This is a genomic window from Isoalcanivorax pacificus W11-5 (assembly GCF_000299335.2).
In the GTDB taxonomy this organism is placed as follows: domain Bacteria; phylum Pseudomonadota; class Gammaproteobacteria; order Pseudomonadales; family Alcanivoracaceae; genus Isoalcanivorax; species Isoalcanivorax pacificus.
The window spans coordinates 73,634-98,360 of sequence record NZ_CP004387.1; the positions used below are offsets into that span (position 1 = coordinate 73,634).

A 24,727-nucleotide genomic window follows, 5' to 3' on the forward strand; every position below is an offset into this window, starting at 1 on the left:
ATGCTTTTACTCCTGCTATTGCCCGCAGGCGTTGCCTTGATGGCTTTGGCTTGGTTTATTCACGGCACGTTGCTGGAGCGCATGTCCCGTGAGTTTGTGGAGAGTCGATTAAAGGAAGAGGTCGCTTTTCTGGAGCATCGAATACGAGAGTCCGGGGGGGCGATCGATAGTTTAGATACCGGTGATTATTTCCAAGAAGTTTTCCATCATGCCTTCGCTATTGCCTCACCGTCACAACAGATGGTTTCCCCTGAGTCCTGGGCCCCTCTCTTAAAGCCTTTGTTCGCTTCCGATAAACAGGGGGGAGTTAACATTCATGATGCGTCCGTACCTGAAGCACCGCCATGGATTCTCGCTTATCGTCGGTCATTCATGATTGATGGAGTCATGATTGTGGTGATTGTGGCCGAAAATATGGAGTCGCTGCAACAGAGTCAAGAGACGCTGCACACTTGGACGGCGGTTGTTTCTGTCCTGCTAATGGTGCTGCTGGTTGGAAGCCTCTGGATAGGTGTTACCTTGGCCCTTCGACCTGTAGAGGCCCTTCAGAGCGCGCTGAACAGGCTTCAGTCTGGCCAGATTTCTCGAATCGACGCCACCGGACCAGATGAATTCCGTCCGCTTGTTGGTCAGCTTAACCAGCTGTTGGATTCTCTCGAGCATCGACTCAAGCGATCTCGGAATGCTCTCACCAACTTATCACATAGCGTCAAGACACCTATCGCAGCGGTACGCCAGATTCTACAAGACACTGGCCGCCCTTTAGATCAGGAGCTGCGGCAGGCAATAGTCTCGAGGCTGGACGATATCGATAAGCAACTAGAGGCAAAATTACGGCGTAGCAAATTTGCGGGCGCTCATGTAGGCCAAAGCGCTTACCCGGTTAAATTGGCACGGGACCTGCTATGGATGCTGGGTCGTCTACACTCGGAAAAATCCTTTGAGCTTGCAACAAATCTAGCAGAAGAGCGGTGCTGGCCTATAGACGAGCAAGACCTGAATGAGGTACTTGGCAACCTTCTCGATAACGCTGGAAAGTGGTCGTCTCGTTGCGTAGAGCTCCTTCTGGAGGAATGCCGAGATCAGATGATAATTGTCGTGGGTGACGATGGCCCGGGTGTGGCCGGGGAAGCTCTGAAGACGCTGGGAAAGCGGGGGTTAAGACTTGATGAGCAAGCCCCGGGTCACGGACTGGGACTGGCTATTGTGTTTGAAATCGTTCAGCGCTACGGGGGGGAGGTAAGATGCGGGCTTGGCCGGTCAGGTGGGTTAACTGTTACTGTTCAAGTTCCTTTCCCAAACCAAATTCTATCAACGAATAAATGGCACGATCGTTAATGGCAAGAATGTAATCATTGATCGAATTCTGGTTGTTGTGGTGTGACATTGGTTGGTTGAGCCGCGTATCGTAGTGCTGTGGTCTCGACCTTTTACGGGTTCGAAGAAATCGTGCCAAAAGAGAAAACTCTCCCCCCCCCCCCCTTCTGGTCTGGCTTCGCCAGTGGGGCGTAAATAGTAAGATTGCGCGAGCTTCAGCTTCGACGATGCCGGCCTGCTGGCAAGCACCGCGTTGGATGTCCTAATCCAGAGCATACATGCAATGATATCGGGGAAAATAATCGAGGAAATGCTCCCTTAGCACGGCGGCGATAAGGTGCCTATCCGTAAGCGTCCGGCTATCACGCCTTGCTAAACGGCATCCGGCTTCCAGTGATGCGGCAATAGCTCATCAATGGCATTGTTCTTCTGCGTCGGCAGTCGCTGCAGCACATCTCTCAGATACGCGTACGGGTCATGCCCATTCAGTTTAGCTGACTGGATCAGACTCATGATGGCAGCAGCACGCTGGCCACTGCGCAGGCTGCCGGCGAACAACCAGTTGGAACGCCCCAGCGCCCAGGGCCGGATCTGGTTTTCTACCTGGTTGTTATCCATGGGCACGGCCCCATCCTCACAGTAGCGTATCAACGCCTGCCACCGCTTGAGGCTGTAGTCGATTGCCCTGGCCGTGGCGGAGCCGTTCGGCACTTTCTGCCGGTGTGTCATCAGCCATTGGTGCAAGCTGTTCAGGATGGGTTTTGATCGGTGTTGCCGGAGACGCTGTCGCTCATCGGCGCACAAGGCATTGGCCTCGCGCTCGATCTCGTAGAGCTGCTGGATCAGTCTCAGCGCCTGTTCGGCGATCTGGCTTTTGTTCGCCGTATGCAGGTCGTAGAACTTCCGGCGTGCATGGGCCATGCAGCCGATCTCGGTGATGCCGGTCTGGAAGCCCGCCTTGTAGCCGCTGTAGTCGTCGCAGACGAGTTTGCCCTGCCAGCCTTCGAGGAAGGTGCGGGCGTTGGCGCCGGCCCGGTTCTCGGCGAAGTCGTACACCACGGCATGCAGGGCGGCAGTGGTCGGGCTGCAGTAGGCCCAGATGTAGGCCCGGTGGGCTTTCTTCTTGCCGGGCGACAGCATGGGCACAGGCGTCTCGTCAGCATGCAGGACCGGCTGCGTAAGCAGTGTTTCACGCAAGGCATCTGCCAGCGGTTGCAGGGCCACGCCGCAGCGGCCCACCCAGTCAGCCAGCGTCGAGCGGGCGATGCCCAGCCCGGCGCGGGCAAAGATCCTTTCCTGCCGGTACAGCGGCAAGTGATCGGCGTATTTGGCGATCAGCAGGTCGGCCAGTAAACCGCTGGTGGGCAGGCCCTTGTCGATGATCTGCGCCGGGACCGGGACCTGGGTGAGGCGTTCACAGTGTTTGCAGACCCACTTGCCGCGCACATGGCGCTCGACAGTAAAGGTGCCGGGGGTGTAATCGAGCTTTTCACTGATGTCTTCGCCGATGCGCTGGAGCTGGCAACCACAACGGCATTCAGTGTGGTCCGGCTCGTGCGCGATGATCGTGCGCGGCAGGGTCGGCGGTAACGGCACACGCTTGGGCTGGCGCTTCTCCGGTGCCGAGGTGGCCCCCACTGATGCGACGGGCTCGGACAGTGTCACCTCAATCGCCGCGATATCCGCGTCCACCAGTTCATCCAGCAGGCTGGCCTGGTGGCTATCCAGGCCTTCACTGCTCTTGCCGAAGCGATGGCGCTTCAGGATAGCCAGCTCATGCGTGAGCTTGTCGTTCAGCAGCTGGTGACGCTTGAGCTGATGACCCTGCTGCGCAATGGTCTGACCTTGCTGAGCGATGGTGTGCTCTTTTTCCGCCGCATCGGCCAACAGTTGCGCCGCCAGTTGGCGTAGCTGTTCGGCAGTGAGCTGGTCGAGATGCGGCGGTGTCGTCATGGCCATTATCTTGCCAGACGACACCGCCGGGAGTGATACCAGAGAGGGCGCGCTGACCGGCGCACAGGCCAGCGCCAAGCGGCTTAAAGTATGGCAATGGCCTTGTCACGGCCAACCCGGTGCCAGGGCAAACCGACCACCAGCGCCTGAAGCTGTTCGGATGTCAGGGCGATACGCTCGCCCTGACTCAGTCTGCCCCAGACAAAGCCGCCCTGATGCAAACGCCGCGCGGCCAGCCACAGGCCAAAGCCATCGTGCACCAGCACCTTCATGCGGTTGCCTCGCTTGTTGGCAAACAGGTAGGCGCAGTGGGGACGTGCTTCGCCGAATACCTGGACCACACGGGCCAGGGCCGTATCCGGGCCGGCGCGCATATCCAGCGGCTCCGTGGCCATCCAGATGGCGTCGATCCGGATCACGACGTAAACGTCCGCAGCCAGGGAAGGGCGCGCTCGATCTGTGCCAGAGGCCAGCGTACCGTTACGCCAGGCAGCTCGAACACTACCTCCGCCGCGCCGGACACAGAGGGCGTCGGCATCGGCACAGGGACAAACTCACGCTGAACCGACGGCTTGGAACTGCCTTCGGCAGCACGGCGCCATTTATGAATAAGATTCGTGTTAAGACCGTAGCGCAGCGCCACATTGGCGACGGAAGCATCCGGGGCCTGGCACTCCTGGAGAATATTGGCTTTGAACTCCGGGGAATAGCGGCGGCGCTTGGCTGGTGTCTTGGCTGGAAGCATCTCACTCATATTAGGTGTCCACTTAGAAATAGGTGGACACCTAAGTTACTGGCGGAAATGGCGTCGGGTAGATGAGTTCGCCGGACGGTTACGCCTATCCGCTAGCTGATGTTTGGCTGTACCTTTACTTTTGATCGATATTATTGGGTCATGGATAGGCAAGGAGCGATGACCAGTGGCGTTATGCCTGGGTACCTTTGGATTTCAGACCCTACCATGCATGTGTCTGCCGCTGTGCGCGGCGCGTCTTTCTTATGCCCAGATCAGTTCATCTTCGTCCGCTATAATCCACAATTCTGGTGTAGGGCTAGGTGTAGGGTATTGAAGTAATCAACAGGAAAGTCTTTATATTCGGTCTAAACACACCTGTGCATCAGAGCCGTATCACCGGTTCAATGCGGTCGGCAACTTTCTGGTGTGCAAGCTTCCGTTCTTCAAAGTAGTCATATCTGTCATAAATACCTTCCACCCCTTTCAATTTATGGTTCAAACACCTTTCTGCCACATGCCCAGGCACACCTTCCGCAGCTGCAAGGCTGCGGAAGGTGCGCCGCAGGTCGTGAACGGTGAAGTGTTCAAGCCCTCCCATCTTGTTGGGAGGCTGTTTTTTGCGTCCTGTTTCCCGGCCAAACAGTTTGCTGATAGCTCGGTTTAGGGTATCAGGACCCATATGGGGGCGTTTGCTGGCGCGACGAGCCGGAAAAACGTAGGGGGCACCACAGGCATGGCCATGAAGGATTTCGAGCCACCGGATAGCCTGTGTGGGCAGGGGGATGGTGATGGCTGCTCCAGTCTTACTTCGCTCTTTTGACAGGTTCCAGATGCCGGCATTTAGGTCAAATTCATCCCAGCGAGCTTCACACAGTTCGCTTTTTCTCACGCCGAGTACAAGAAACAAGCAGCATGCCAGGTGGTTATCTCTGCCAAAACTGTTGATGTTCTCCTTGAAGACCTGAAAAGCATGCGTTAGCTCTTCCAGGGAAAGGCTTCGTTCGCGGCTGCGCTCTTCTCCGCCGGCGTCACTTGGTGAAAAAGGTGAGGCGGGGTTGGTTTGTAGCAGATCCAGTTTAATGCCATGGCGAAACAGCTGTTTCATGTACATGAGGGTGTCATTGGCAATCGTGGGTCTGTCACTGCTTTGAACCTTTTGCAGTACGGCTCGTATGTCCCTGGGGGAAACGTCGCCTATGGTATATTTGCCGATGACAGGGGCGATCTCTTTCCTAAAGATTCGTTTGGGAATATTCGGATGTTTCAGACGCTTTGAAAGGTCGCTGTCGTACCAGTCTTGGAACAACTCTGAAACGGTGTTGAGCTCCGGCAGCGCCAGTTTGGCCTTTTCTTGGATAGGATCTGAGCCTTGGCGGAGGCCTTGCTTGGCCATGACCGCATCCTCTCTGGCTTGGGCCAGTGTCATCTGCGGATATTGCCCCAGAGTGACCTCGCGTCGTTTGCCCTGGTTGCTGTAGCGCAGCATCCAGTAGGGAGAGCCGGATGGCCGGACACAGAAATACAGGCCACCTCCATCAGCGTGTTTCTTGGGGGGCTGGTTAAGCAGCGACTTGATCTGCATGGCTGTCAGTTTACTCATCCCTATCCTCTGCTCTTGCCGTCACGAAATGGCTGCCCACCGCTTTTGAATTATGGATTGCAGCTGTGTGGCGCGGCTTATGGGCCTTTCAGTGAGAAGCGGTTATTGCTGCCCACCATTTGGTGTCGAGAATAGGGGGTGGTGGGCAGAAAGTCACGTTTTGCCCACCATTTTGCCCACCAGGATGGTCTGGATTCTGGCGGGTTCTGATGGATCGCTATGGACGAAGTTGTCAGTTAATTTCTTTTAAAACAATGAATTGAGGATAGGTGTGGATCTCTGTGGATTCTATTCGATATTCTGAATCTGTTCTCTCATCTGCTCAATCAATACCTTCAGCTCCACCGCCGCCTGTGTCGTCTCCGTATCAATCGATTTCGACGCCAGCGTATTTGCCTCGCGGTTCAGTTCCTGCATCAGAAAATCCAGCCGCCGGCCAACGTGCCCGCCCTGCCCCAGCGCACGGCGCACTTCGGTGACATGGGCTTCCAGGCGGTCCAGTTCTTCCGCCACATCCATCTTCTGCGCCAGCATCACCAGTTCCTGTTCCAGCCGGTCCTGGTCCGGGTTGGCGATCACGTCTTCCACGCGCTTCACCAGCCGCTGGCGCAGCGCGTCCTGGATGCGTGGCAAGGCGGCGCGGGTGCGGCTCACCTGCACCAGCACGCCGTCGAGGCGGTCTTCGAGCAGTTGTTTCAGTGCGGCGCCTTCGCGGGCGCGGGTTTCCACCAGCACGGCGAGGGTCTCGTCCAGCAGCGCGAGGGCTGGCGCCATCAGCGGTGCGAAATCGGCTTCGCGAGTCTGCATCACGCCCGGCAGGCGCAGGATGTCAGCCGGATTCACCGCAGACGTCGGGCCGAGCAGTTCGTTGATGCGGTCCATGGCGGCGCCGAACTGGGTGACCAGGGCGTCGTCGATGACGATGTCGGTGTCGCCGCTGTCCAGCTGGTAGCGCAGGCCCACTTCCACTTTGCCGCGGTTGAGATGCTTGCGGCACAGCTCGCGCAACGGGCCGTCAAGCTCGCGGAAGGCTTCCGGCAGACGAGGGGTGACTTCAAGATAGCGGTGATTGACGGATTTCAGTTCCCACACCAGGGTGGCGCCAGTGACATGGGTGTCCCGGCGGGCGAAGGCGGTCATGCTCTGAATCATCATCTCTTCCGTCATGCTGCGAAGAGAAGCAGTCTAACCCGCCGGGCGCGGGGCTGCGAGCCGCCGGCCTGTGCTAGAATCGCGGCCTGACTCAATCCCCGAGAATGCAAGGAGACAGCATGCGTCCCTCAGGCCGTGCCCCGGACCAACTGCGCGATATCCGTATCACCCGCCAATACACCATGCACGCCGAAGGCAGCGTGCTGGTGGAGTTCGGCAACACCAAGGTGCTCTGCACCGCGTCGGTGGAGGACGGCGTGCCGCGCTTCATGAAGGGCCAGGGCAAAGGCTGGGTCACAGCGGAGTACGGCATGCTGCCCCGCGCCACCAACACCCGTAACCAGCGCGAAGCGGCGCGTGGCAAGCAGGGTGGCCGCACGCTGGAGATCCAGCGCCTGATCGGCCGTTCGCTGCGGGCAGCGGTGGACACCAAAAAGCTGGGTGAAAACACTATCCTGATTGACTGCGATGTGTTGCAGGCCGATGGCGGTACACGCACGGCATCCATTACCGGTGCCTGTGTGGCGCTGGTGGACGCGCTCACCTACCTGCTCAATGCCCGCAAGATCAAGGAAGACCCGCTGGTGGGCCTGGTCGCCTCGGTGTCTGTGGGCCTCTATAAAGGCACCCCGGTGCTGGACCTGGATTACGTGGAAGACTCCAGCGCGGACACGGACATGAATGTGGTCATGACCCAGCAGGGCGGCTTTGTGGAAATCCAGGGCACCGCCGAGGCGGAGCCGTTCACGCTGGATCAGCAGCAGTCCATGCTGACCCTGGCGGACAGCGGCATTCGTGAACTGATCCGCCTGCAACAGCAGGCGCTGGGCTGGTAACGGAGAGGCGAGCATGCAGGCGTATCAGAAGGCGTTTCTGGATTTTGCGCTGGCGCGCGAAGCGCTGAAGTTCGGTGAATTCACGCTCAAGTCCGGCCGCAAGAGCCCCTACTTCTTTAATGCCGGCACCTTTCATACCGGCGCCATGCTCGGCACGCTGGGGCGCTTTTACGCGGAGGCGATTGTCGCCAGTGGTGTCGAGTTCGACATGCTGTTCGGGCCGGCCTACAAGGGGATCCCGCTGGTGGCGGCGGTTGCTGTGGCGCTGGCCGAGCATCACGGTCGCGATGTGCCCTGGGCGTTCAACCGCAAGGAGGCGAAGGATCATGGTGAGGGCGGCTGGCTGGTCGGTGCGCCACTGACGGGGCGTGCGCTGGTGATCGATGATGTCATCACCGCCGGCACGGCCATCCGCGAGGTAGCCACGCTGTTTGAGCGGACCGAGGCACAGATGGCCGGCGTGGTGGTGGCGCTGGACCGCCAGGAGAAAGGGCGCGGCGAACTGTCGGCAATTCAGGAAGTCGAACACAGTCTCGGCGTGCCGGTCTACAGTATCGTCTGTATGGCGGATATCATCGAATATCTGGCGCAGACCGGACAACAGGAACAGACTGCGGCGATGCAGGCATATCGCCGCGAATATGGCGTCTCATGATGATCAGACTTCCCCGGGTGGTGGTGTTCTGCCTGGCGCTGGCGGCGCCGGTGTCGGTGTGGTGTGCGCCGGCTCCGTCAACAGGGCCGGACGTGCTGCCGCCGGGGGCGGTTTATCGCTACATCAACGCGCAGGGCAACATGGTGATGACCAGCATGCTTACGCCGGAAGGTGTGCAGGTGGGTTATGAGGTGGTGGACAGCCAGGGACGTGTGATCAAAACCGTGCCGCCTGCGCCATCCGCTGATGAGCTGGCGGAAATCCGCGAAGCCCGTGAACAGGCACGCCGGGAGCAGCAGCAGGCGCAACGTGATGCAGAACTGATGCGCATGTATGCGGCACCGGAAGACGCCGAACGTGCCCGAGACCGGCAGATCAGCGCGTTACGGCTGAACATCGATTACGCCAAGGGCAACATCACACAGACCCGCACCCGGCTGGATCAGGAAATCAGCAACGCGGCGCGTATCGAGCGCAGCGGCCGCCAAGTGCCGGAGAACACCGCGCTGGTGATTGATCGCTACACCCGCCAGATCAGTGAGCTGGAAACCGATATCGCGCATTACGAACAGGAAATCATCAAGGTGCGTGAATCCTTCGAGCCCATCATAGAACGCTTGCGCGTGATTTCACGTTAAGCCACCACGCTTTGTTTATTCCCTGAACAGCCCTGCAGCCAGAAGCGGCCATTGCTCCTGCCAGCCCTGTGTCGGCGGCTGGCGGAAACCGGAGCGGACGAACTGGGCGATACGGCCTTCCGCAGCGGCCAGCAGCAGGTTCGCGGTCACTGCAGGCGTGGCGCTGGTGCGCAACCCCTGCTTGAATTCCGCATCGCGCAGCAATTGTTTGAGCTGGCTTTCCACGCGGTCAAAGAACTGCTCGATACGCTGCCGCAGCCGTTCGTTTTCACCCGCCAGTGCGTCGCCGGTCAGCAACCGGGTGATGCCCGGATTGCGCTCGGTGAAGGTCAGCAGCAGTGTCAGAATCTGTTCTGTTTGCGCCAGCGCATCCGGAGTGTCCTGCAGGATGCGGTTGATGCGGGAAAACACGGTTTCATCGACGAAATTGATCAGCCCCTCGAACATCTTCGCCTTGCTGGGGAAGTGCCGGTACAGCGCTGCTTCGGACACGCCCACTTCGCGGGCCAGCCCGGCGGTGGTGATGCGTCCGCCCGGTTCCGCCTCCAGCATGTGCGCAAGGGCCTGCAGAATCTGATCCTTGCGCGAGACTTTCTGTTCGCTCATCACAACTCCCCTTTTCCCCTCTGGATGGCGGTGCGCCGCGTCACCGGCCCCTAGCGGCGCGTGATCAAGGTGCCGATACCCTGATTGGTCAGGATCTCCAGCAGCACCGCATGCGGTACACGACCATCGATGATGTGCGCGCTGTGCACGCCGTTCTGTACCGCGTCCAGCGCACAGCCGATCTTCGGCAGCATGCCGCCATAAATGGTGCCGTCGTCGATCAGTTCCTGGACACGCTGAGCGGACAGGCCTGTGAGAATGTTGTCTTGCTTGTCTTTCAGGCCTGACACGTTGGTCAGCAGGATCAGCTTTTCGGCACGCAGCACTTCGGCCACTTTGCCGGCGACCAGATCGGCGTTGATGTTGTAGGAAATACCCTCGTCATCGACGCCGATCGGCGCGATCACCGGAATGAAGTCGCTGCCGGCCACCATCTCCAGCACACGCACGTCGATGCCCTGCACTTCGCCGACATGCCCGATGTCGATGATTTCCGGGGCTTTCAGTGCCGGGTCATTGCTGTCGCCCTTGAGCAGCATTTTCTTCGCCCGGATCAGCTCGCCGTCCTTGCCGGTCAGGCCGATGGCGCGGCCGCCATTGCGGTGAATCAGGTTGACGATTTCCTTGTTGACCAGCCCGCCGAGCACCATCTGCACGACGTCCATGGTCTCGCTGTCGGTGACGCGCATGCCCTGGACGAATTTTGATTCCTTGCCGAGCCGGGCCAGCAGGTCCCCGATCTGCGGGCCGCCGCCGTGCACGATCACGGGGTGGATGCCGACGGCTTTCATCAGCACGATGTCGCGGGCGAACGAGTTCTTCAGCTCTTCGTTCTCCATCGCGTTACCGCCGTACTTGATCACCACGGTGGTGCCGGAAAAACGCTGAATATAGGGCAGCGCTTCAATCAGAATGCGCGCGGTTTCACCTGCCCGCTGCTGGTCCATGGTGTCTCCGTATCAAAAAGGCAGTTTCAGTTTCGGTTCAATGGCCTGAAGTTCGGTGCGGAACAGCCCGGCGATGCGTTGCAGGGCGGCTTTGTCCCGCCCTTCAAAACGGACGCTCAGGGCGGGCACGGTATTGGAGGCCCGTACCAGGCCCCAGCCGTCATCGAAGTCCACGCGCAGGCCGTCCAGCGTGGTGATGCTGCCGTCAGCGAAGGCGTCCTGTCGGGCGAGCAGTTTGTCCATCAGCTCGAACTTGCCCGTGTCGCTGGCGGGAATCAACAGCTCTGGTGTGACCAGGCCGGTCTTCAGGCGGGCGAATACGCTGTCCGCGCCAGCCGATTCCAGTGCCAGGATCTCCAGCAGCCGGGCGGCAGCATACAGCGCGTCTTCTACCCCGTGCCAGCGGTCGGCAAAGAAGATGTGGCCAGACAGCTCACCCGCCAGCGGCGCGCCGGTCTCGCGCAGCTTTGCCTTCATCTGTGCATAGCCGGACGGGACCATCAGCGGCCGGCCGCCCATGCGGCTGATCAGCTTGGTCAGCTCGCGGCTGCACTTCACATCATAGAGGATGTCGGCGCCGGGGGAACGGGTCAGCAGATCCCGCACGTAGAGCATCAGCAGGCGGTCCGGCCAGATGATTTCGCCGGCCGGGGTGACCACGCCGAGGCGGTCACCGTCACCATCGAAGGCGATGCCGATATCCGCGCCGTGTTGTTTTACCGCCTGGATCAGGGCGTGCAGGTTCTCCGGGCGGCCGGGGTCCGGGTGGTGGTTCGGGAAGTGGCCGTCGACCTCGGTGAACAGAGGCATGACCTCGCAGCCGAGCGCCTGGAACAGCTGCGGGGCGATCACGCCGGTGATGCCGTTGCCGCAATCCACCACGACCTTGAGTGGGCGCGCCAGCAGGATGTCGTCGCTGACGGCATGCAGGTAGCGCTCGCTGATGTCGCGCGAGATCACTTCGCCGAGCCCTTCGCTGAGGCGGTCTTCTTCAATGCGGGCCTTCAGGGCCAGCAGGCGCTCGCGACCGAGGGTCTCGCCGCCGATGATGATTTTCAGGCCGTTGTAGGTGGAGGGATTGTGGCTACCGGTGACCACCACGCCGGTCTGGGTGTCCATGACGGCGGTGCCGTAATAAAGCACGGGTGATGGCATGGCGCCGATATCCAGCACTTCGCGGCCACTGCGCACCAGGCCGCGCATCAGCGCCTGGCTGAGTTCGTCGGAAGAGGTGCGGCCGTCGCGGGCTACCAGCACGGTGTGCTGGCCCTGTTCGCCAGCTTCGGAGCCGATTGCCTGGCCGAGCAGTTCCACCATGTCCGGGGTCAGTGTCCGGCCGACCACGCCGCGGATATCACTGGCGCGGAAGATGTCGTCCGGCAGTGCGATCTTGCGGGCTGCGGTGTCGTCGATCAGCGGGTGGGCGTCGTCCTCCACCAGGATATCCAGGAACGCGTCTGGCGGCGGGGAGGCGCTGCCGCCCGCTGATGAACTGCCGCGCGAAGCCGCGCTGGCCGGGCGGCTGGAGCGGCGCTGGCCGGCCAGCTTGTCGAGCTGGTTGCGCACGGCTTCCAGCGCCGAGAAGGTATAGCGGCGGCCGATGCCGGCACCGGCGCGGCCGGCTTCCTGCGCGTGTTGTTGCAGGTGGCCGGCATCACGGCTGATACCGGCACTGATGGCCCGTAACACCAGCCACTGGCCAAGCAGGATCAGCACCAGCACGCAGCCGAAGCCCAGCACGGCCAGCGGGCCCACTTCATCGAAACCGCCTCCGGGCGTGCCCAGATAGGTCAGCGTCAGGCCACCACTGGCCTGGACGGTGGCGCGCTCCGGCCCCTGTGGGTTGCCGAGCTGCAGCACAGGCGTGCCGGCCTGCACGATGCGCACGCCGCCAGTCTGCATGTCCAGCCGGCGCAGGTGCTTGAGGGTGTCACTCAGGTCCTGTTCCACCAGCAGGATGCCCTGGCCGTCGGGGGTGCGCCGGGCGAACAGCAGTTGTGGTGTGTTGCCGGGCAACAGGACCACAGGCGGCGTGTGCTCGCGGGCCTGCTGGACCAGGTCACGGGCGGTGAACGAGAGGGTGGCGCGTGGCAGTTCCCCGATACGGATCAGGTGGACACGGCTGGCGGGCAGCTGGCTACTGAGCTGCTGCGAGACCACCTCCGGGCTGCGGCCGCTGGCGAGCGCGTCGCGCACCGCATAGCTGGCGGCGAGGGTTTCCACGCTGGCCTGGCTGAGGTTGATGGCCTGGCTGAGCAGCGCTGCCGGTTGCAGCACCAGCGCGTGCGCGGCCTGGTTGGCAGTACGTTCGCGCTCGCCCTGATGCAGGTACGACAGCCCCGCGCCCAGCACGCCGATCAACAGCACGGTAATGGCTGCGCTGGCCAGCATGAAACGCTGGATGCCTCGCGCTGCGGCGTGCCGGCTGGCTTTGCTGCCGGCTTTCTTTCTGCTTTTCCTGTCCGGCTGATCCGGTGTGGCCGGATTCTTGTCTGCCGGTTGCTGTTTCTTGCCCATGGTGCTGTCCCCCAGACGCGCCCCGCGTTACTGCCTGCCGCTGTGACCAAACCCCCCACTGCCACGGTGGCTGGCTTCGAATTCTTCCACCTGTTCCAGCGTCACCTGCATCACCGGCACGATCACCAGTTGCGCCAGCCGTTCCCCCGGCTCCAGCGCAAAGGTGGCGTGGCCGCGGTTCCAGCAGGACACCATCAGCTCGCCCTGATAGTCGGAGTCGATCAGGCCGACCAGATTGCCGAGCACGATGCCGTGCTTGTGGCCCAGGCCCGAGCGCGGCAGCACCAGCCCGGCGTAGCCCGGATCAGCGATATGGATGGCCAGGCCGGTGGGAATCAGCACGGTCTGGCCCGGCTCGATCTGCAGGCGCTGTTCGACCATGGCGCGCAGGTCCAGACCGGCGGAGCCTGTGGTGGCGTAGGCCGGCAGCGGGAATTCGCTGCCAAGTTTCGGATTGAGTACCTTGTACTGCAATTGCATGCGTCCTTCCCCGGCGTGTCGGCTGAGTGTCTCCGGTGGTGAGGCTGGCGTTTCCCGTGCCGTCTCATCCTGTGCCCGCGGGAGCGGGCTGGCTGGCACGTCCGTGTGCCGCGATCTATCCGGTCCCGGTCAGTCGCGTTTATGACGAATGGCGATCAGCTCGATGAGCTGTTTGGCGATCTGCCGCTTGGCCGCCAGCGGCAGCACCTTGTGGCCGCCGGGCCAGATTACCGTCAGTGCATTATTGTCGCTGTTGAAGCCGACGTTCTCGCCGGACACATCGTTGGTGGCGATCATGTCGAGCTTCTTGTTGTCCAGCTTGGCCTGGGCGTAGGCCACCACGTCCCGGGTTTCGGCGGCAAAGCCCACGGTGAACGGGCGCTTCGCGTGCGCTGACACAGCGGCGACGATGTCCGGGTTCTTCACCAGGGTCAGGTGAATCTCCTCGGTGGATTTCTTGATCTTGTGTTCGGCGGTCACTGACGGCCGGTAGTCGGCCACGGCAGCGGTGGCGATGAACACGTCGCAGCCTTCGTCGACGACCGCCATGCTGGCGTTATACATGTCCTCGGCACGGACCACGTCGATGCGCTTCACACGGGTGGGGGTGGGCAGGTTCACCGGGCCGCTGATCAGCGTCACCCGGGCGCCGGCTTCCGCTGCCGCCTCGGCGATGGCGTAGCCCATCTTGCCGGAGCTCTGGTTGGTGATGTAACGCACCGGGTCGATAGCTTCGCGGGTCGGGCCGGCGGTGACGACGACATGCAGCCCGGTGAGCAGGTTGTAATCGAACACGTTGGCCGCGCACAGGGCGATCTCGTGCGGCTCCAGCATGCGGCCGGGGCCGACTTCGCCGCAGGCCTGGCTGCCGGCGGCCGGGCCGAATACGTGTACGCCCTTCTCCTGCAGGATCAGCAGGTTCTTCTGGGTGGCGATATCGGCCCACATCTGCTGGTTCATGGCCGGGGCAATGGCAATCGGTGCGCCGGTGGCCAGACAGAGTGTGGAGAGCAGGTCCGAGCCGTGGCCATGGGCCATGCGCGCCATGAAGTTGGCGGAGGCTGGCGCGATCAGCACCAGGTCGGCCCAGCGGGCCAGTTCAATGTGGCCCATGCCGGCTTCGGCGTGCGGGTCGAGCAGGTCGGTGTGCACCGGGTTGCCGGACAACGCCTGCATGGTCAGCGGGGTAATGAACTCCTGCGCGCCCTGGGTCATCACCACGCGCACGTCGGCACCGGCGTCCTGCAGGCGGCGGATCAGTTCGGCGCTTTTATAGGCCGCAATGCCCCCCGTGACGCCCAGCAGGATGCGTTTGTTGACCAGTCGTTCCATAGTGCCTATTGTCCTGTAAAGCCGCGCCAGGGAAGGCGCAAAGAGTAGCACCGAATGGGTAACAGGCGTAACTGCCCACTCACTGGCTGCTCGGGGAGATGACAGGCGGACACCCGCACGGGTGGTCCGGGTCTCTCACGTATCACAGGGAAATGTGACATGGCGATCAAACACTGGCATGAAACCGAACGGCCCCGCGAAAAACTGATCCGGCGTGGCGCGCAAGCGCTCAGCGACGCCGAACTCCTGGCACTCTTTATCGGACATGGCCCCGGCGGCAGCAATGCGGTGGACCTTGGTCGAGACCTGCTCAGACAGGCTGGCGGTTTGCGGCAACTGCTGGATATGCCACGAGAGCAGTTCTGCAAGCTCCGGGGTATTGGCCCGGCCCGGCTCGCCCTTTTCAAAGGCGCGCTGGAGATGGGCAAGCGCTATCTGGATCAGCACTATATTCGTGAAGAGCCCCTGCGCGAGCCCTGTGATGTCGGGCCGCTGTTCATGTCGCGACTGCGACCGCATCCCTGCGAGGTGTTCGCGGCCCTGTTTCTTGACAACCGGCACCGGATCATCACCTACGAAGAGCTGTTCCGCGGCACCATCAATGCTGCGGTGGTGTACCCGCGTGAAGTGGTGCGCCGGGCTCTGGACCATAACGCGGCAGCGGTGATTTTTGCCCACAACCACCCTTCCGGCGACCCGGAACCCAGCTCGGCGGACCGCTGTATCACCCGGGCCCTGGTGAAAGCGCTGGAGCTGATCGACGTCCGGGTGCTGGACCATCTGGTGGTCGGCGACGAGAAGTGGGTGTCGATGGCCAGCCGGAAGATGTTCTGAAGGGCGGAGAACCTGTCATTCCGGGCCGGGGGCGGAAAAGAGCCTTGCCTCCCCCGGTCCCCTCTGGTATAAATCGCCGCCTTATTCCGGGGTTCCGGCAGCTGCCACACGCCTGCGGAACACCCCGAGCAACGATTCTCTGGAGCAAGACAATGTCCAAGGTTTGCCAGGTTACCGGTAAGCGCCCCGTCACCGGTAACAACGTATCGCACGCCAACAACAAGACGAAGCGCCGCTTCGAGCCGAACCTGCACTACCATCGTTTCTGGGTAGCCAGCGAAAACCGCTTCGTGCGTCTGCGTGTATCGTCCAAAGGCATGCGGATCATCGACAAGCTCGGCATCGATAAAGTGCTGGGCGATATCCGCGCCAGCGGCCAGAAAGTATAACGGAGGCCTGAGTCATGGCAGGTAAAGCGGTACGTGAGAAAATTCGTCTGGTGTCCAGTGCAGGCACCGGCCACTTCTATACCACCACCAAGAACAAGCGGACCACGCCCGAGAAAATCGAGATCCGCAAGTACGATCCGGTGGTGCGCCAGCACGTGGCTTATAAAGAAGCCAAGATCAAGTAAGCCTTCCTGTCGGAAGTCTTGCTGAAAAAGCCCGGCGATGCCGGGCTTTTTTGTGTCTTGCGCAAAGACGTGACAATGGCCCTGGGCAGTGGCCTTCCGTCGTTGCTCTGAGTGTCAGTGTGGTCGCCCGGCCATGACCCATTGTTGTGTCTGTCGCATGGTCAGCCGGTAGCGTGCGCAGTTGTGCGTGCCCAGCGCGCGCAATTCCTCAGAAAGTAGCTTTCGGAAAACCTCTGTGTCCCCGGACAATGCCAATGTGCCAGTAGCGACTTCTGCCGATGCGCCATCTCGAACGATCATGCCGATCGCGTCATTCAGTGCATTGCGCAGGCGCAGGCGGACCGGGTCGGGGGCTCCCATGGCTTCAAGTGTTACTGCGTACTTTGCGACAGAGCGCCGGTAGGCCCACTCAAAAAGCTCCGCAGCGAGCGCCACATCGCGGTGCTCGTAAATGCCCATCATGGCGTAGGCATAATCTTGCTGCTCGATATCCAGGAAGGATAAGGGAGCACAGTTATAGAGCATCAGCGGAATGTTGGCCGATAGCCGGCCAGTGCGTTTATTGCCGTCCTCGAAGGGTTGCAGGTAGGCCAGGTTAACCCATAGGAAGAAGGCGGCTTCCACCGGATTCTTGATCTGGCGCGCCTTTTCCACAATAAGCTCGAACATTTCTTCCAGCAGCGAGGGTACATGGCTTGGCGTATAGGTGGTGTCAGAGATGTTCACCACCTTCTGGCGAATGCAGCCTAGCCCGTAGGCGTCGGCAAGGAGATCCTGCATCAGGATGGCATGCAGGTTGCGAATCAGGGCGGGCGTCAGGCCGTACTCGGGTACCGCATCGACGAGAAACTCGATGGCCGCCTTGTGATTGAGCAGCATCACTGCGTCGGTGTCGCCTCCGGCGTTGCCGCTTTGGAAAAGTGCTTCCGTGGCAAGCAAGGAGTAGCGGTTGCCCTCAAGGCGTGAAGATGACCAGGACAAGTCGATCAGCAGGGGTTCCAGCACCTTGCGGGCATAGGTGCCAGCAGGTTGCTGGCCTGGCAAGCGCCCTTCGCTGGCCAGAGACTGTGCCAGGGCAGGTGGTAGCAGCGAGCTTCTGTTCGGTGTGTAATCGTCCACAAAGGCGCGCTGATACCCGACCACATCACGCGCGCCGAGTGGGCGCGTCAGCGAGGCCAGCAGCGCCTGGCTCTTTGCCGACAGGGCAAACCCTGAGAAAGGTGTGTGGACGACAGTCGGTACGGCCGACGAGCTGGCTGAGATTCGGTAGCGTGTGGAGCGTGCCTGCCCTTCGCGGATGACCTCGCCTGAGTCCACCAGTGCATCGAGATGGCGTTTCACAGTGGATTTACTGGTCCCCACCACACTGGCGAGTTCGCTGGAGACTAACCAGGGATGCGTCGTCTGGGATTGGCGGTACAGCGCTTGAAGAATGGCTTCACGGGTGGACATGAAGGCGGTCTCAAATCGGCTCGTATCGGCTCACTTTATCGTTAATCGGCTCATTTTGCCAGTAATCGGCCCATTGTTGGACCGGTATGAGCCGATTTGCGAGCCTATGGGCCGATTCTCTCCCCTGCCGGGCCGGTATGCAGCCGGCCCGCCTCCATATGCCAGACCCGGTCGGTGAGATAGCGCACCTCGTCCTCGGCATGGCTGACATACAGCATCGGGAGGCCCAGCGTGTCCCGCACCCGCAGCAGGAACGGCAGGATCTGCTGCTTGCGATGGTTGTCCAGCGACGCCAGCGGTTCATCCAGCAACAGCAGCGACGGCGAGTACAGCAACGCCCGCCCCAGCGCGACGCGCTGCTTCTCGCCCCCGGACAGGTCACGCGGCCGGCGGGTGAGCAGGTGGCCGATGTCCAGTAATGTAATGATGGCGTCTGGCGGAAACAGCCGCTCGCTGGCGGGCCGGCGGCGATAGCCGTAGAGCAGATTGTTCTGCACGGTGAGATGTGGAAACAGGCAACCGTCCTGAAAGACCAGCCCGATGCGGCGCTTCTCCGGAGGCAGGAAAACGCGCCGGCCTGTCTCCACCAGCGCGACGCCGTTCCAGCGGACGGCGCCGGCATCCGGTCGCTGCAAGCCGGCGATCATTGCCAGCAGTGTGCTCTTGCCGGCCCCGGAGGGGCCGCACAACCCGATGACGCCGCCATCAAGCCGGCCTTGCGCCCGCAGGCTGAAGTCGCCGCGTTGCCAGCGCAGATCGAACTCAAGCATGGTCGCGGTACCCCAACTGGCGTTGCAGGCGTCGGGTCAGCGCATTGCTGGCCAACAGGGCCGCCAGGGCCAGCCCGACCGAAATCAGGATCAGCCGCCCGGCCGGCGCTTCACCGCCCGGCTGCTGAATGTAGCTGTAGATAGCCAGCGGCAGGGTGCGGGTTTCGCCCGCGATATTGCCCACGAAGGTAATGGTCGCGCCAAACTCTCCCAGGCTGCGGCTGAAGGCCAGAATCGCTCCGACCAGGATGCCCGGCGCGGCCAGCGGCAGCGTGATGGTGAGGAAGGTGCGCCAGGGGCCGGCACCGAGGGAGCGGGAGGCCTGCTCCAGGCGGGAGTCGATCAACTGGAATGACAGCCGTACTGGCTGCACCAGTAGCGGCAGGCCCATCACCAGCGACGCCAGCACGGCGCCGGTCCAGTGAAAGGCCAGGCTGATGCCGAATGTCTCATTGAGCCACTGCCCCGCTGGCCCCTGCCGCCCAAACGCGAGCAATAGCAGATAGCCCGGCACGACCGGCGGCAGCACCATGGGCAGATGCACCAGCGCGTCCAGCAATGCCTTGCCCGGGAAGCGCCCGCGCGCCAGCAGCCAAGCCAGCGCCACACCGGGCACCAGCCCGATCACCATGCACCAGAACGCCACTTTCGCGGACAGCGCCAGGGCTTCTCCTTCGGCTGGCGTCAGCATCAGGGGGCGATGACCGTGAAGCCGGCGGCACGAAACAGGGTGGCGGCCTCGGGACCGCTCAGGTAATCCAGGAAATCGCGTGCTGCGGGGTCTGCCCCGTGCAGTAGTGCTGCGGGATAACGCACAGGCATATGGCTGTGCTCCGGGAAGCGGCCCGCAATCATGACCTGGTCGGTCACCCGCGTGTCTGTTTCATAGACGATACCCAGCGGGCATTCGCCACGCGCCACAAACGCCAGCGCGGCGCGAACATCCTGCATGCCGGCCACACGGGCCTCCAGAAAGGGCCACCAGCCCAGCGATGCCAGGGCCTGCCGGCCGTACATGCCGGCCGGCACGCTGTCGGGCTCGCCCATGCACAGGCGTCCGTCGAAGCCTGGTGGCGTGGCCGCAGCCATGTCTACCTGCCGTGGATGATCCACGGGTGCGATCATCACCAGCGAGTTGCGCAGCAGGCTGCGCCGGCTGCCTTTGTCGATCAGGTCACGTTCGGACAGGTAATCCATCCACTGTTCATCGGCCGGGATATAGAGATCAGCGGAGGCGCCCGCCTCAATCTGGCGCGCCAGGGTGGAGGAAGAGGCGTACGAAAGACGGATATCGGTGGGCCGGATTTGCTGGTATTTCTCCGTTATGGCATCGAGCACATCGGTCAGGCTGGCGGCGGCATAGACAGTGATGGCCCGGGCTGGTCCGGCAAACATGACGCTCACGGCCAGAAGTGTTCGCAATGTACGGCGCATCAGTAACACCTGGTTAAAGGGCGTGAAAGGCTGTGGCCATACTAAGGGAATTTGGTCGGTGACAGGGACTGCTTTGCTAATCCGGGGCTGTACTTTTGATATCAGATACAGGCCGGTATGAGCGGCAAAATGGGAACAGTTCGCCTGCGGGCTGCCGAGGCAAGGGTGGCGCGGCAAGCGGGAGGCGGGCCGCGTTCATGCACTAGAAGAAAGCATGGCCAGTGAGGATGCCATGCAAAATTAATAATCTATTTGAACGAGTGAATTATATAAGAAAACATAATTGGCCTAGCACAATGACATTAAGCAAATCGTTTTGGTCACCTTTTTCGGCGCGTCTGTCATTTCGAGTAATGACAAAGGTGAACAAGTAAGCCATAGCTTACAGAAAGAGACGATTTCAGATACAAAAGCATATTGAGAAACTGGATTATCCGGCCGTAGTATAACAATCAGTCGGTACGACTAAAGGCTTAGGGTGCGGTGTTGTTAGGGAAAGCCCATAAAGCAATAAAGGATGAATCTACTTTTCGCAGTTTTCCTGACTGCCGGGGGCACTTCCTAACCATCTCCATCTTATGACTTGCTTCAGGTCGGCCGGCAGGGTTTCTGCGGGATGGCGAGCAGTCGTCACACAGGATGTCAGGCCAAGCGGATTGGTATCAGAGTTGTTCCTGTTTCAGGGAGAGTCAAAATGAAAATGCTTATTCAGATTGCATCGGTATTTACCTTTCTGTATCGCGGGTTGCTTCAGTTGGCCCGCGTCGTGGCTTCACGTACGCAAGTGGCGAGCTGGTCGGCGAGAGATCGGCAGAAAGGGGCTTCGGCGTTGGAATACATCATTCTTGCCGCGACAATCATCATAATTATCGGCGTGCTTGCAACCAACAATACGGTTAAAGAGACCTTGGAGGCAGCGTTTGAGAAACTCTTCCGAGATGCGGCTGACATGCCTGCCGGTGAGGGTTGATTGGGTGTTCCTGCCCCTCTAAAGGACACGGCCCATGAATGTAACGCATGGCAATGGGAAAGCAGAAGACGGAGTGGTAACTCTTGAGTTCCTGCTGCTGTTCCCTTTCATCGTTGCGATTTTATATGCCGCCGGCTACTACAGCGTTCTCTTCTCTTGGCAGTATAGGATGCAGAGCGTTGTAGACGGCGCGGTGGCGAGTGGGATGTATCTGGACCGTTCCCGCTTTCCTGAGCAGCAGCTTGGCACGCAGGTTCGTACCCGTGCTTACAGCGCACTGACGGAGCTGGTGCAAGACCTGCCATCTCCCGTGCAGGAGCGTCTGGAGTTGTCGGCGGATAACTGTGTAACAGAAACAGTATCTGCGCAAAGCATAGTCGTGGTGCGGTGTGAGCTGACAATGCCTCAAGCGGCTCTTCAGGCTGCGCTACCTGCCATAACGTTTGGTTTTCTGGGCCAATTTCCACCAGCGCCCTCAAACGGTATCCGGGCCAGTGCCCAGGTGGCGTTTTGACGTAAAGCGCATCACACGTAGTACAGGGACGTCACACCGGCCCGTCGTCAGCAGTGCAGGTCGCCCGTGCCGGTCCGGTGAACACAGGAGGGGATATGGGGTCCCGATGGCTTTATATGCTGCCCGCAATACTGCTGAGTGTGCTGGCTGTAATTCTGGCGCTGGTGGGTCTGGCGCGCATGCCGGATCCCGATCAGCAGCAGGGGCCTGGTACTGTGATCCAGGTGGTCGAAGAGCGCGAGCCCACACTCACCCATGAATATTGGGTTGGCACGCGTGAGCTGCCGGTGGGCACGGTCATTGCCGAGGAGGACCTGGCGCGTATCGCAGTCAGTGTGCCGCTTGCGGACGCGGTGACGGCGGAGACCAATATGGCGGGGCAGTTGCTGCGCCGCAATCTGCGCCAGGGCGAAGTCCTTGCGCGCACCCATCTTGAAGCCGGTAATCAGCTTGCCCGCGCCGTGCCGGCGGGTTATCGCGCCTTTGCTATCTCCATCGATGATGTGGTTGCCGCAGGCGGGCTGCTCAAGCCCGGTGATCTGGTGGATGTGCTGGCGTCATTCCGCACCGGCCAGGATGCGCAACCCACGGCCGTGATTTTGCTCAGCAGCATCGAAGTGCTCGCCGTCTATGGCCAGCTTGATGGCGAGCCGGTTGATCCAGAGAACGCGCGGCAACAACGTAGCAGCCGCAACAGTTCTGCCGTGCTGGCAGTGCCGCGTGAGGATTTGACACGGCTGCTGGTGGCGTCGGACAACGGTTCATTGCGTCTCGCCGTGGCCGGTGAGGCGCGCTTTGATGCCGGCAAGGATGGTGAGGCCGCGCAGACTGCCGCAACGGCTAAAACAGACGTCATGAAACTTGATTCCCTGTTCCCGAAACCGCAACGAGCTGCACCGGCTGCACGGCCGGGTGAGCGTGTGGAAGTGATCGAGGGGTCAAGTTCAAGGAGCACTTATGTCCACTAGCGACGTGTGCCCGCAGGGCCACTGCAAAAAGGGAGACGGTTCCATGGGTGGGGTGGCAGAGGTAGTGCGCCGCAAGTGCGCAGTGGTCGGAGTCGTACTGGGGGCCTTGTGCATGCTGCTGGCATGGCCGGCGCAAGGCCAGTCACAGATGGACAGCGACGTCATGCGTGTTGCGCCCGGTGACCAGCGTGTGCTGACGTACGCGGATCGGGTTGTCCGTGTTGCCACCTCTGATCCGGAGGTGGCGGCGGTGACGGTCAGCGAAACAACGCAGCTGCTGCTGACGGCAAAAAAAGAGGGTTCCTCGGTGCTGTCGGTCTGGTTGCGAGGCATGAGTGAGCCGATGGTCAGCACTGTGGTGGTCTCGGCCACTGCGGGAAGTGCCCTGCCCTTCGGGACACAGGTGCAAACCGATATCCGCATTCTTGAAGTGAGCAAGACGGAGCTCAACGCACTCGGCTTTGCCTACAGTCATGTGTTCAATGGTACTGGTGTGGGTATCAGCCCTCCGGGTGGTCCGGGTTATGTGCCGCCGGGCGGCGCGGGAAGTGTTACGGCGCCAATCAGCGCCGATGGCTTCAATCTGTTTCGTCTCGGCAGTAACTCCACCACCATCATCACCGCGCTGGAAAGCGGCGGCTTTGCCTACACGCTGGCGGAGCCCAGCCTGACCAGTCTGTCTGGCCAGAACGCATCGTTCCTTTCCGGCGGTGAATTTCCGGTACCGATCCGCAGTGATAACAACGGTATTCAGGTGGAGTACAAGCAATTCGGCGTCGGGCTGTCACTGACGCCGACCGTGATTGATGAAAACCAGATCATTCTGAAAGTGGCACCGGAAGTGAGCGAGCTGGACTTCTCTGCCGGCGTCACCACCGGCGGCGTCTCCGTGCCGGGTCTGCGAGTGCGCCGCGCAGAAACCACGGTGTCACTGGCGCCAGGAGAAACCTTCATCATCAGCGGCCTGGTCAGTCGTTCCACGGTCAATAACAGCGACCGTATTCCGGGCCTGGGCAATATTCCGGTACTGGGTGCCTTCTTCCGTTCCAGCCGCATCAGCCGTGACGACAAGGAACTGGTGATGGTGGTGACGCCGCATCTGGTCACGCCGCAACGTTCGACCATGCCTCCGGGCGTGCTGCCGGGCGCGGGTTACCACGAAAGCAGCACCGGCTGGCTGGACATGATGACGGAAACCCGCAAGGGGTCGCAGCCTATTCGCCACGGCCTGAGCTGGTAAGGAGCCAAGCATGGTGGAGCATGAAATTCTGCTGTCGGTCACCGACGATGCCGATACGCAACGCTGGCTGGACCGCGCGCTGGAAGATAACTGGAGGCTTGAGGATGTGAGCCGTGCCGATCTCGGGCGCGTGCTGCGCCTGCTGGAAGCCACCGGCGCGCAGATTGCGCTGGTGGAAGTGGTCGAGGCGGATATTAACCAGTCGCTGGCGGTGATCACCGCGCTGACCAATGCGCGACCCTGGGTCACGGTGATTGCGGTGTGCCGCAGCACCGACCAGGAATTGCTGTTGCAATGCATGCGTGCTGGTGCGCGGGATTGCATCATCATGGGCGGCGATACTGCGGAAATGCGTGATCGTCTGCGCCGCCATCAGTTGATCCGCCCTTCCTCCTGGGGGGAAGGGCTGAAATCAAAGATACGCAATCTGGTGCTGGTCGCTGGCGCTGATCCGCTGGTCGACACCGCCTTCTTCACCCAGAACCTGGCGCTGGCCATGGGCCGGCACGAACCAGACAAATCCTTCCTGGCCATCGATATCGAGTCGCATCGCGAAAGCGTCTTCTATCTGGATGCGCGCAGTGATTTCGATCTCAACCATCTGCTCAGCAGCCCGGACACGCTCGATCGTGCCTTGATCGACACCGCACTGGAAGAATACCGCCCTGGTGTGCGCCTGCTGCGCGGTGGCCTGGGCAAGGGTGACGTGCTGGGCGATCGTGGCGCGGATCTGTTCATTGCACTGAACCGCCTGATGGGCATGTTCGACAAAGTGCTGCTGAATATCGGCAGCCGTCATCACCATGCCTGGGTACGCACGCTGGGCGTGCACGCCGACCATGTGCTGCTGATGCTGCACCCCCAGGTGGAGCAGGTGCATCAGGTGCGTGAGCAGGTGATGAACTGGCGACCTTATCTTTCCGGCAATTCCAACCTGCAATTGGTGCTGGATGGCCATGAGACCCAGTTGCCGCCGAGTGTGGAAGAAGTGGCAGAGGCCACCGGCGCCAGTGTGGCCGGGGCGCTGCCGATGGACTGGAAGCATCGCCTGGAAGCCATCAACCTGGGGCAACCGATTCAGGATGTGGCACCGAAATCCGCGTACAACCGAAAAATGGATCAACTGGTCATGACGCTTGGTGGTGTGCAGAGCGGCGGCGCGGGCCGGCGCTTCTGGCCATGGAAACGCGCCTGACGGCGAC

The 24,727-nt window shown here is 61.1% G+C and carries 26 protein-coding genes; 12 read left to right on the forward strand and 14 right to left on the reverse strand.

The window, feature by feature from the left end; translation table 11 throughout:
- Positions 1 to 1,338 carry a sensor histidine kinase gene (locus tag S7S_RS00345; protein WP_202966515.1) on the forward strand — a complete coding sequence of 446 codons (1,338 nt, stop codon included), beginning with the start codon at positions 1 to 3 and terminating at the stop codon, positions 1,336 to 1,338.
- Positions 1,339 to 1,689: 351 nt separating this feature from the next.
- Here S7S_RS00345 and tnpC read toward each other — a convergent pair whose 3' ends face one another.
- The 5 genes from tnpC to S7S_RS00370 all read right to left on the reverse strand — a co-directional run bounded on the left by tnpC (position 1,690) and on the right by S7S_RS00370 (position 6,746).
- On the reverse strand, positions 1,690 to 3,270 hold the full coding sequence (gene tnpC, locus S7S_RS00350; protein ID WP_041025833.1) for an IS66 family transposase: 1,581 nt from the start codon (positions 3,268 to 3,270) through the stop codon (positions 1,690 to 1,692).
- A gap of 83 nt (positions 3,271 to 3,353) precedes the next feature.
- The gene (tnpB, locus tag S7S_RS00355; RefSeq protein WP_041025834.1) at positions 3,354 to 3,689 is read right to left on the reverse strand and encodes an IS66 family insertion sequence element accessory protein TnpB; all 336 of its coding nucleotides are present in this window, start codon (positions 3,687 to 3,689) and stop codon (positions 3,354 to 3,356) included.
- Positions 3,686 to 4,024 (reverse strand): IS66-like element accessory protein TnpA, encoded by a 339-nt coding sequence (gene tnpA, locus S7S_RS00360; protein ID WP_082027590.1) that lies wholly within the window; start codon positions 4,022 to 4,024, stop codon positions 3,686 to 3,688. The genes tnpB and tnpA overlap by 4 nt, the downstream gene beginning before the upstream one ends.
- A gap of 364 nt (positions 4,025 to 4,388) precedes the next feature.
- Positions 4,389 to 5,606, reverse strand: coding sequence for a tyrosine-type recombinase/integrase (locus S7S_RS00365; protein ID WP_008739035.1), 1,218 nt, complete (start codon positions 5,604 to 5,606; stop codon positions 4,389 to 4,391).
- Positions 5,607 to 5,894: 288 nt separating this feature from the next.
- A complete protein-coding gene (locus S7S_RS00370; RefSeq protein ID WP_238582918.1) occupies positions 5,895 to 6,746 on the reverse strand; it encodes a YicC/YloC family endoribonuclease in 852 nt (283 codons plus the stop codon).
- Between the two features lie 131 nt (positions 6,747 to 6,877).
- Here S7S_RS00370 and rph point away from each other — a divergent pair, with 131 nt between their 5' ends.
- From rph to S7S_RS19755, 3 genes are read left to right on the forward strand one after another with little or no spacing between them, the layout of a single operon-like run.
- A complete protein-coding gene (gene rph / locus S7S_RS00375; RefSeq protein ID WP_008739045.1) occupies positions 6,878 to 7,594 on the forward strand; it encodes a ribonuclease PH in 717 nt (238 codons plus the stop codon).
- Positions 7,595 to 7,607: 13 nt separating this feature from the next.
- A complete protein-coding gene (pyrE, locus tag S7S_RS00380) occupies positions 7,608 to 8,249 on the forward strand; it encodes an orotate phosphoribosyltransferase (RefSeq protein ID WP_008739046.1) in 642 nt (213 codons plus the stop codon).
- Entirely contained in the window at positions 8,246 to 8,887 is a 642-nt protein-coding gene (locus S7S_RS19755; protein ID WP_052269176.1) for a hypothetical protein, read from the forward strand. The genes pyrE and S7S_RS19755 overlap by 4 nt, the downstream gene beginning before the upstream one ends.
- Before the next feature lie 15 nt (positions 8,888 to 8,902).
- On the opposite strand, the gene slmA is transcribed toward S7S_RS19755, so the two are convergent.
- The 5 genes from slmA to coaBC form a co-directional block, all read right to left on the reverse strand.
- Entirely contained in the window at positions 8,903 to 9,493 is a 591-nt protein-coding gene (slmA, locus tag S7S_RS00390; protein WP_008739049.1) for a nucleoid occlusion factor SlmA, read from the reverse strand.
- A 50-nt stretch (positions 9,494 to 9,543) separates the two neighbouring features.
- Positions 9,544 to 10,440 carry an acetylglutamate kinase gene (gene argB, locus S7S_RS00395; RefSeq protein WP_008739050.1) on the reverse strand — a complete coding sequence of 299 codons (897 nt, stop codon included), beginning with the start codon at positions 10,438 to 10,440 and terminating at the stop codon, positions 9,544 to 9,546.
- A 12-nt stretch (positions 10,441 to 10,452) separates the two neighbouring features.
- Positions 10,453 to 12,957 (reverse strand): phosphomannomutase/phosphoglucomutase, encoded by a 2,505-nt coding sequence (locus S7S_RS20075; protein WP_008739051.1) that lies wholly within the window; start codon positions 12,955 to 12,957, stop codon positions 10,453 to 10,455.
- A 27-nt stretch (positions 12,958 to 12,984) separates the two neighbouring features.
- Complete coding sequence (dut, locus tag S7S_RS00405; protein WP_008739052.1) at positions 12,985 to 13,437, reverse strand: dUTP diphosphatase; 453 nt, start codon at positions 13,435 to 13,437, stop codon at positions 12,985 to 12,987.
- A gap of 129 nt (positions 13,438 to 13,566) precedes the next feature.
- Entirely contained in the window at positions 13,567 to 14,769 is a 1,203-nt protein-coding gene (gene coaBC / locus S7S_RS00410) for a bifunctional phosphopantothenoylcysteine decarboxylase/phosphopantothenate--cysteine ligase CoaBC (RefSeq protein ID WP_008739053.1), read from the reverse strand.
- A 159-nt stretch (positions 14,770 to 14,928) separates the two neighbouring features.
- Between coaBC and radC the strand changes: the two genes are divergently transcribed.
- The 3 genes from radC to rpmG all read left to right on the forward strand — a co-directional run bounded on the left by radC (position 14,929) and on the right by rpmG (position 16,177).
- A complete protein-coding gene (gene radC / locus S7S_RS00415) occupies positions 14,929 to 15,603 on the forward strand; it encodes a RadC family protein (protein ID WP_008739054.1) in 675 nt (224 codons plus the stop codon).
- A 152-nt stretch (positions 15,604 to 15,755) separates the two neighbouring features.
- Complete coding sequence (gene rpmB / locus S7S_RS00420; RefSeq protein ID WP_008739055.1) at positions 15,756 to 15,992, forward strand: 50S ribosomal protein L28; 237 nt, start codon at positions 15,756 to 15,758, stop codon at positions 15,990 to 15,992.
- A 14-nt stretch (positions 15,993 to 16,006) separates the two neighbouring features.
- Positions 16,007 to 16,177 carry a 50S ribosomal protein L33 gene (gene rpmG / locus S7S_RS00425; RefSeq protein ID WP_008739057.1) on the forward strand — a complete coding sequence of 57 codons (171 nt, stop codon included), beginning with the start codon at positions 16,007 to 16,009 and terminating at the stop codon, positions 16,175 to 16,177.
- Between the two features lie 114 nt (positions 16,178 to 16,291).
- Here the strand turns inward: rpmG and S7S_RS00430 are convergent, their stop codons facing one another.
- The 4 genes from S7S_RS00430 to modA form a co-directional block, all read right to left on the reverse strand.
- The gene (locus S7S_RS00430) at positions 16,292 to 17,629 is read right to left on the reverse strand and encodes a Fic family protein (RefSeq protein ID WP_008739059.1); all 1,338 of its coding nucleotides are present in this window, start codon (positions 17,627 to 17,629) and stop codon (positions 16,292 to 16,294) included.
- 104 nt (positions 17,630 to 17,733) lie between these two features.
- Positions 17,734 to 18,399: an ATP-binding cassette domain-containing protein gene (locus tag S7S_RS00435; RefSeq protein ID WP_008739062.1), complete on the reverse strand. Its 666-nt coding sequence runs from the start codon at positions 18,397 to 18,399 to the stop codon at positions 17,734 to 17,736.
- On the reverse strand, positions 18,392 to 19,090 hold the full coding sequence (modB, locus tag S7S_RS00440) for a molybdate ABC transporter permease subunit (protein WP_008739063.1): 699 nt from the start codon (positions 19,088 to 19,090) through the stop codon (positions 18,392 to 18,394). The genes S7S_RS00435 and modB overlap by 8 nt, the downstream gene beginning before the upstream one ends.
- Positions 19,090 to 19,833, reverse strand: coding sequence for a molybdate ABC transporter substrate-binding protein (gene modA / locus S7S_RS00445; protein ID WP_035205565.1), 744 nt, complete (start codon positions 19,831 to 19,833; stop codon positions 19,090 to 19,092). Before modA ends, modB begins: the two co-directional genes overlap by 1 nt.
- A 694-nt stretch (positions 19,834 to 20,527) precedes the next feature.
- Between modA and S7S_RS00450 the strand changes: the two genes are divergently transcribed.
- The 5 genes from S7S_RS00450 to S7S_RS00470 all read left to right on the forward strand — a co-directional run bounded on the left by S7S_RS00450 (position 20,528) and on the right by S7S_RS00470 (position 24,720).
- Positions 20,528 to 20,803, forward strand: coding sequence for a hypothetical protein (locus tag S7S_RS00450; protein WP_008739065.1), 276 nt, complete (start codon positions 20,528 to 20,530; stop codon positions 20,801 to 20,803).
- Between the two features lie 34 nt (positions 20,804 to 20,837).
- Positions 20,838 to 21,317, forward strand: a complete 480-nt coding sequence (locus tag S7S_RS00455) for a TadE/TadG family type IV pilus assembly protein (RefSeq protein ID WP_008739066.1) — start codon at positions 20,838 to 20,840, stop codon at positions 21,315 to 21,317.
- A gap of 95 nt (positions 21,318 to 21,412) precedes the next feature.
- A complete protein-coding gene (cpaB, locus tag S7S_RS00460; protein ID WP_008739067.1) occupies positions 21,413 to 22,285 on the forward strand; it encodes a Flp pilus assembly protein CpaB in 873 nt (290 codons plus the stop codon).
- Positions 22,275 to 23,525 (forward strand): type II and III secretion system protein family protein, encoded by a 1,251-nt coding sequence (locus tag S7S_RS00465; RefSeq protein WP_144401552.1) that lies wholly within the window; start codon positions 22,275 to 22,277, stop codon positions 23,523 to 23,525. The genes cpaB and S7S_RS00465 overlap by 11 nt, the downstream gene beginning before the upstream one ends.
- Before the next feature lie 10 nt (positions 23,526 to 23,535).
- Positions 23,536 to 24,720, forward strand: a complete 1,185-nt coding sequence (locus S7S_RS00470) for a CpaE/TadZ family protein (RefSeq protein ID WP_041025835.1) — start codon at positions 23,536 to 23,538, stop codon at positions 24,718 to 24,720.
- Positions 24,721 to 24,727: the final 7 nt, after the last annotated feature.

What these genes read in the sequence shown, in the direction of transcription:
- S7S_RS00345 (WP_202966515.1), top strand. Translation starts at nt 1, where the DNA reads ATGCTTTTACTCCTGCTATTGCCCGCAGGCGTTGCCTTGATGGCTTTG.
- tnpC (WP_041025833.1), bottom strand. Translation starts at nt 3,270, where the DNA reads ATGACGACACCGCCGCATCTCGACCAGCTCACTGCCGAACAGCTACGC.
- tnpA (WP_082027590.1), bottom strand. Translation starts at nt 4,024, where the DNA reads ATGAGTGAGATGCTTCCAGCCAAGACACCAGCCAAGCGCCGCCGCTAT.
- S7S_RS00365 (WP_008739035.1), bottom strand. Translation starts at nt 5,606, where the DNA reads ATGAGTAAACTGACAGCCATGCAGATCAAGTCGCTGCTTAACCAGCCC.
- S7S_RS00370 (WP_238582918.1), bottom strand. Translation starts at nt 6,746, where the DNA reads ATGACCGCCTTCGCCCGCCGGGACACCCATGTCACTGGCGCCACCCTG.
- rph (WP_008739045.1), top strand. Translation starts at nt 6,878, where the DNA reads ATGCGTCCCTCAGGCCGTGCCCCGGACCAACTGCGCGATATCCGTATC.
- pyrE (WP_008739046.1), top strand. Translation starts at nt 7,608, where the DNA reads ATGCAGGCGTATCAGAAGGCGTTTCTGGATTTTGCGCTGGCGCGCGAA.
- S7S_RS19755 (WP_052269176.1), top strand. Translation starts at nt 8,246, where the DNA reads ATGATGATCAGACTTCCCCGGGTGGTGGTGTTCTGCCTGGCGCTGGCG.
- slmA (WP_008739049.1), bottom strand. Translation starts at nt 9,493, where the DNA reads ATGAGCGAACAGAAAGTCTCGCGCAAGGATCAGATTCTGCAGGCCCTT.
- argB (WP_008739050.1), bottom strand. Translation starts at nt 10,440, where the DNA reads ATGGACCAGCAGCGGGCAGGTGAAACCGCGCGCATTCTGATTGAAGCG.
- S7S_RS20075 (WP_008739051.1), bottom strand. Translation starts at nt 12,957, where the DNA reads ATGGGCAAGAAACAGCAACCGGCAGACAAGAATCCGGCCACACCGGAT.
- dut (WP_008739052.1), bottom strand. Translation starts at nt 13,437, where the DNA reads ATGCAATTGCAGTACAAGGTACTCAATCCGAAACTTGGCAGCGAATTC.
- coaBC (WP_008739053.1), bottom strand. Translation starts at nt 14,769, where the DNA reads ATGGAACGACTGGTCAACAAACGCATCCTGCTGGGCGTCACGGGGGGC.
- radC (WP_008739054.1), top strand. Translation starts at nt 14,929, where the DNA reads ATGGCGATCAAACACTGGCATGAAACCGAACGGCCCCGCGAAAAACTG.
- rpmB (WP_008739055.1), top strand. Translation starts at nt 15,756, where the DNA reads ATGTCCAAGGTTTGCCAGGTTACCGGTAAGCGCCCCGTCACCGGTAAC.
- rpmG (WP_008739057.1), top strand. Translation starts at nt 16,007, where the DNA reads ATGGCAGGTAAAGCGGTACGTGAGAAAATTCGTCTGGTGTCCAGTGCA.
- S7S_RS00430 (WP_008739059.1), bottom strand. Translation starts at nt 17,629, where the DNA reads ATGTCCACCCGTGAAGCCATTCTTCAAGCGCTGTACCGCCAATCCCAG.
- S7S_RS00435 (WP_008739062.1), bottom strand. Translation starts at nt 18,399, where the DNA reads ATGCTTGAGTTCGATCTGCGCTGGCAACGCGGCGACTTCAGCCTGCGG.
- modB (WP_008739063.1), bottom strand. Translation starts at nt 19,090, where the DNA reads ATGCTGACGCCAGCCGAAGGAGAAGCCCTGGCGCTGTCCGCGAAAGTG.
- modA (WP_035205565.1), bottom strand. Translation starts at nt 19,833, where the DNA reads ATGCGCCGTACATTGCGAACACTTCTGGCCGTGAGCGTCATGTTTGCC.
- S7S_RS00450 (WP_008739065.1), top strand. Translation starts at nt 20,528, where the DNA reads ATGAAAATGCTTATTCAGATTGCATCGGTATTTACCTTTCTGTATCGC.
- S7S_RS00455 (WP_008739066.1), top strand. Translation starts at nt 20,838, where the DNA reads ATGAATGTAACGCATGGCAATGGGAAAGCAGAAGACGGAGTGGTAACT.
- cpaB (WP_008739067.1), top strand. Translation starts at nt 21,413, where the DNA reads ATGGGGTCCCGATGGCTTTATATGCTGCCCGCAATACTGCTGAGTGTG.
- S7S_RS00465 (WP_144401552.1), top strand. Translation starts at nt 22,275, where the DNA reads ATGTCCACTAGCGACGTGTGCCCGCAGGGCCACTGCAAAAAGGGAGAC.
- S7S_RS00470 (WP_041025835.1), top strand. Translation starts at nt 23,536, where the DNA reads ATGGTGGAGCATGAAATTCTGCTGTCGGTCACCGACGATGCCGATACG.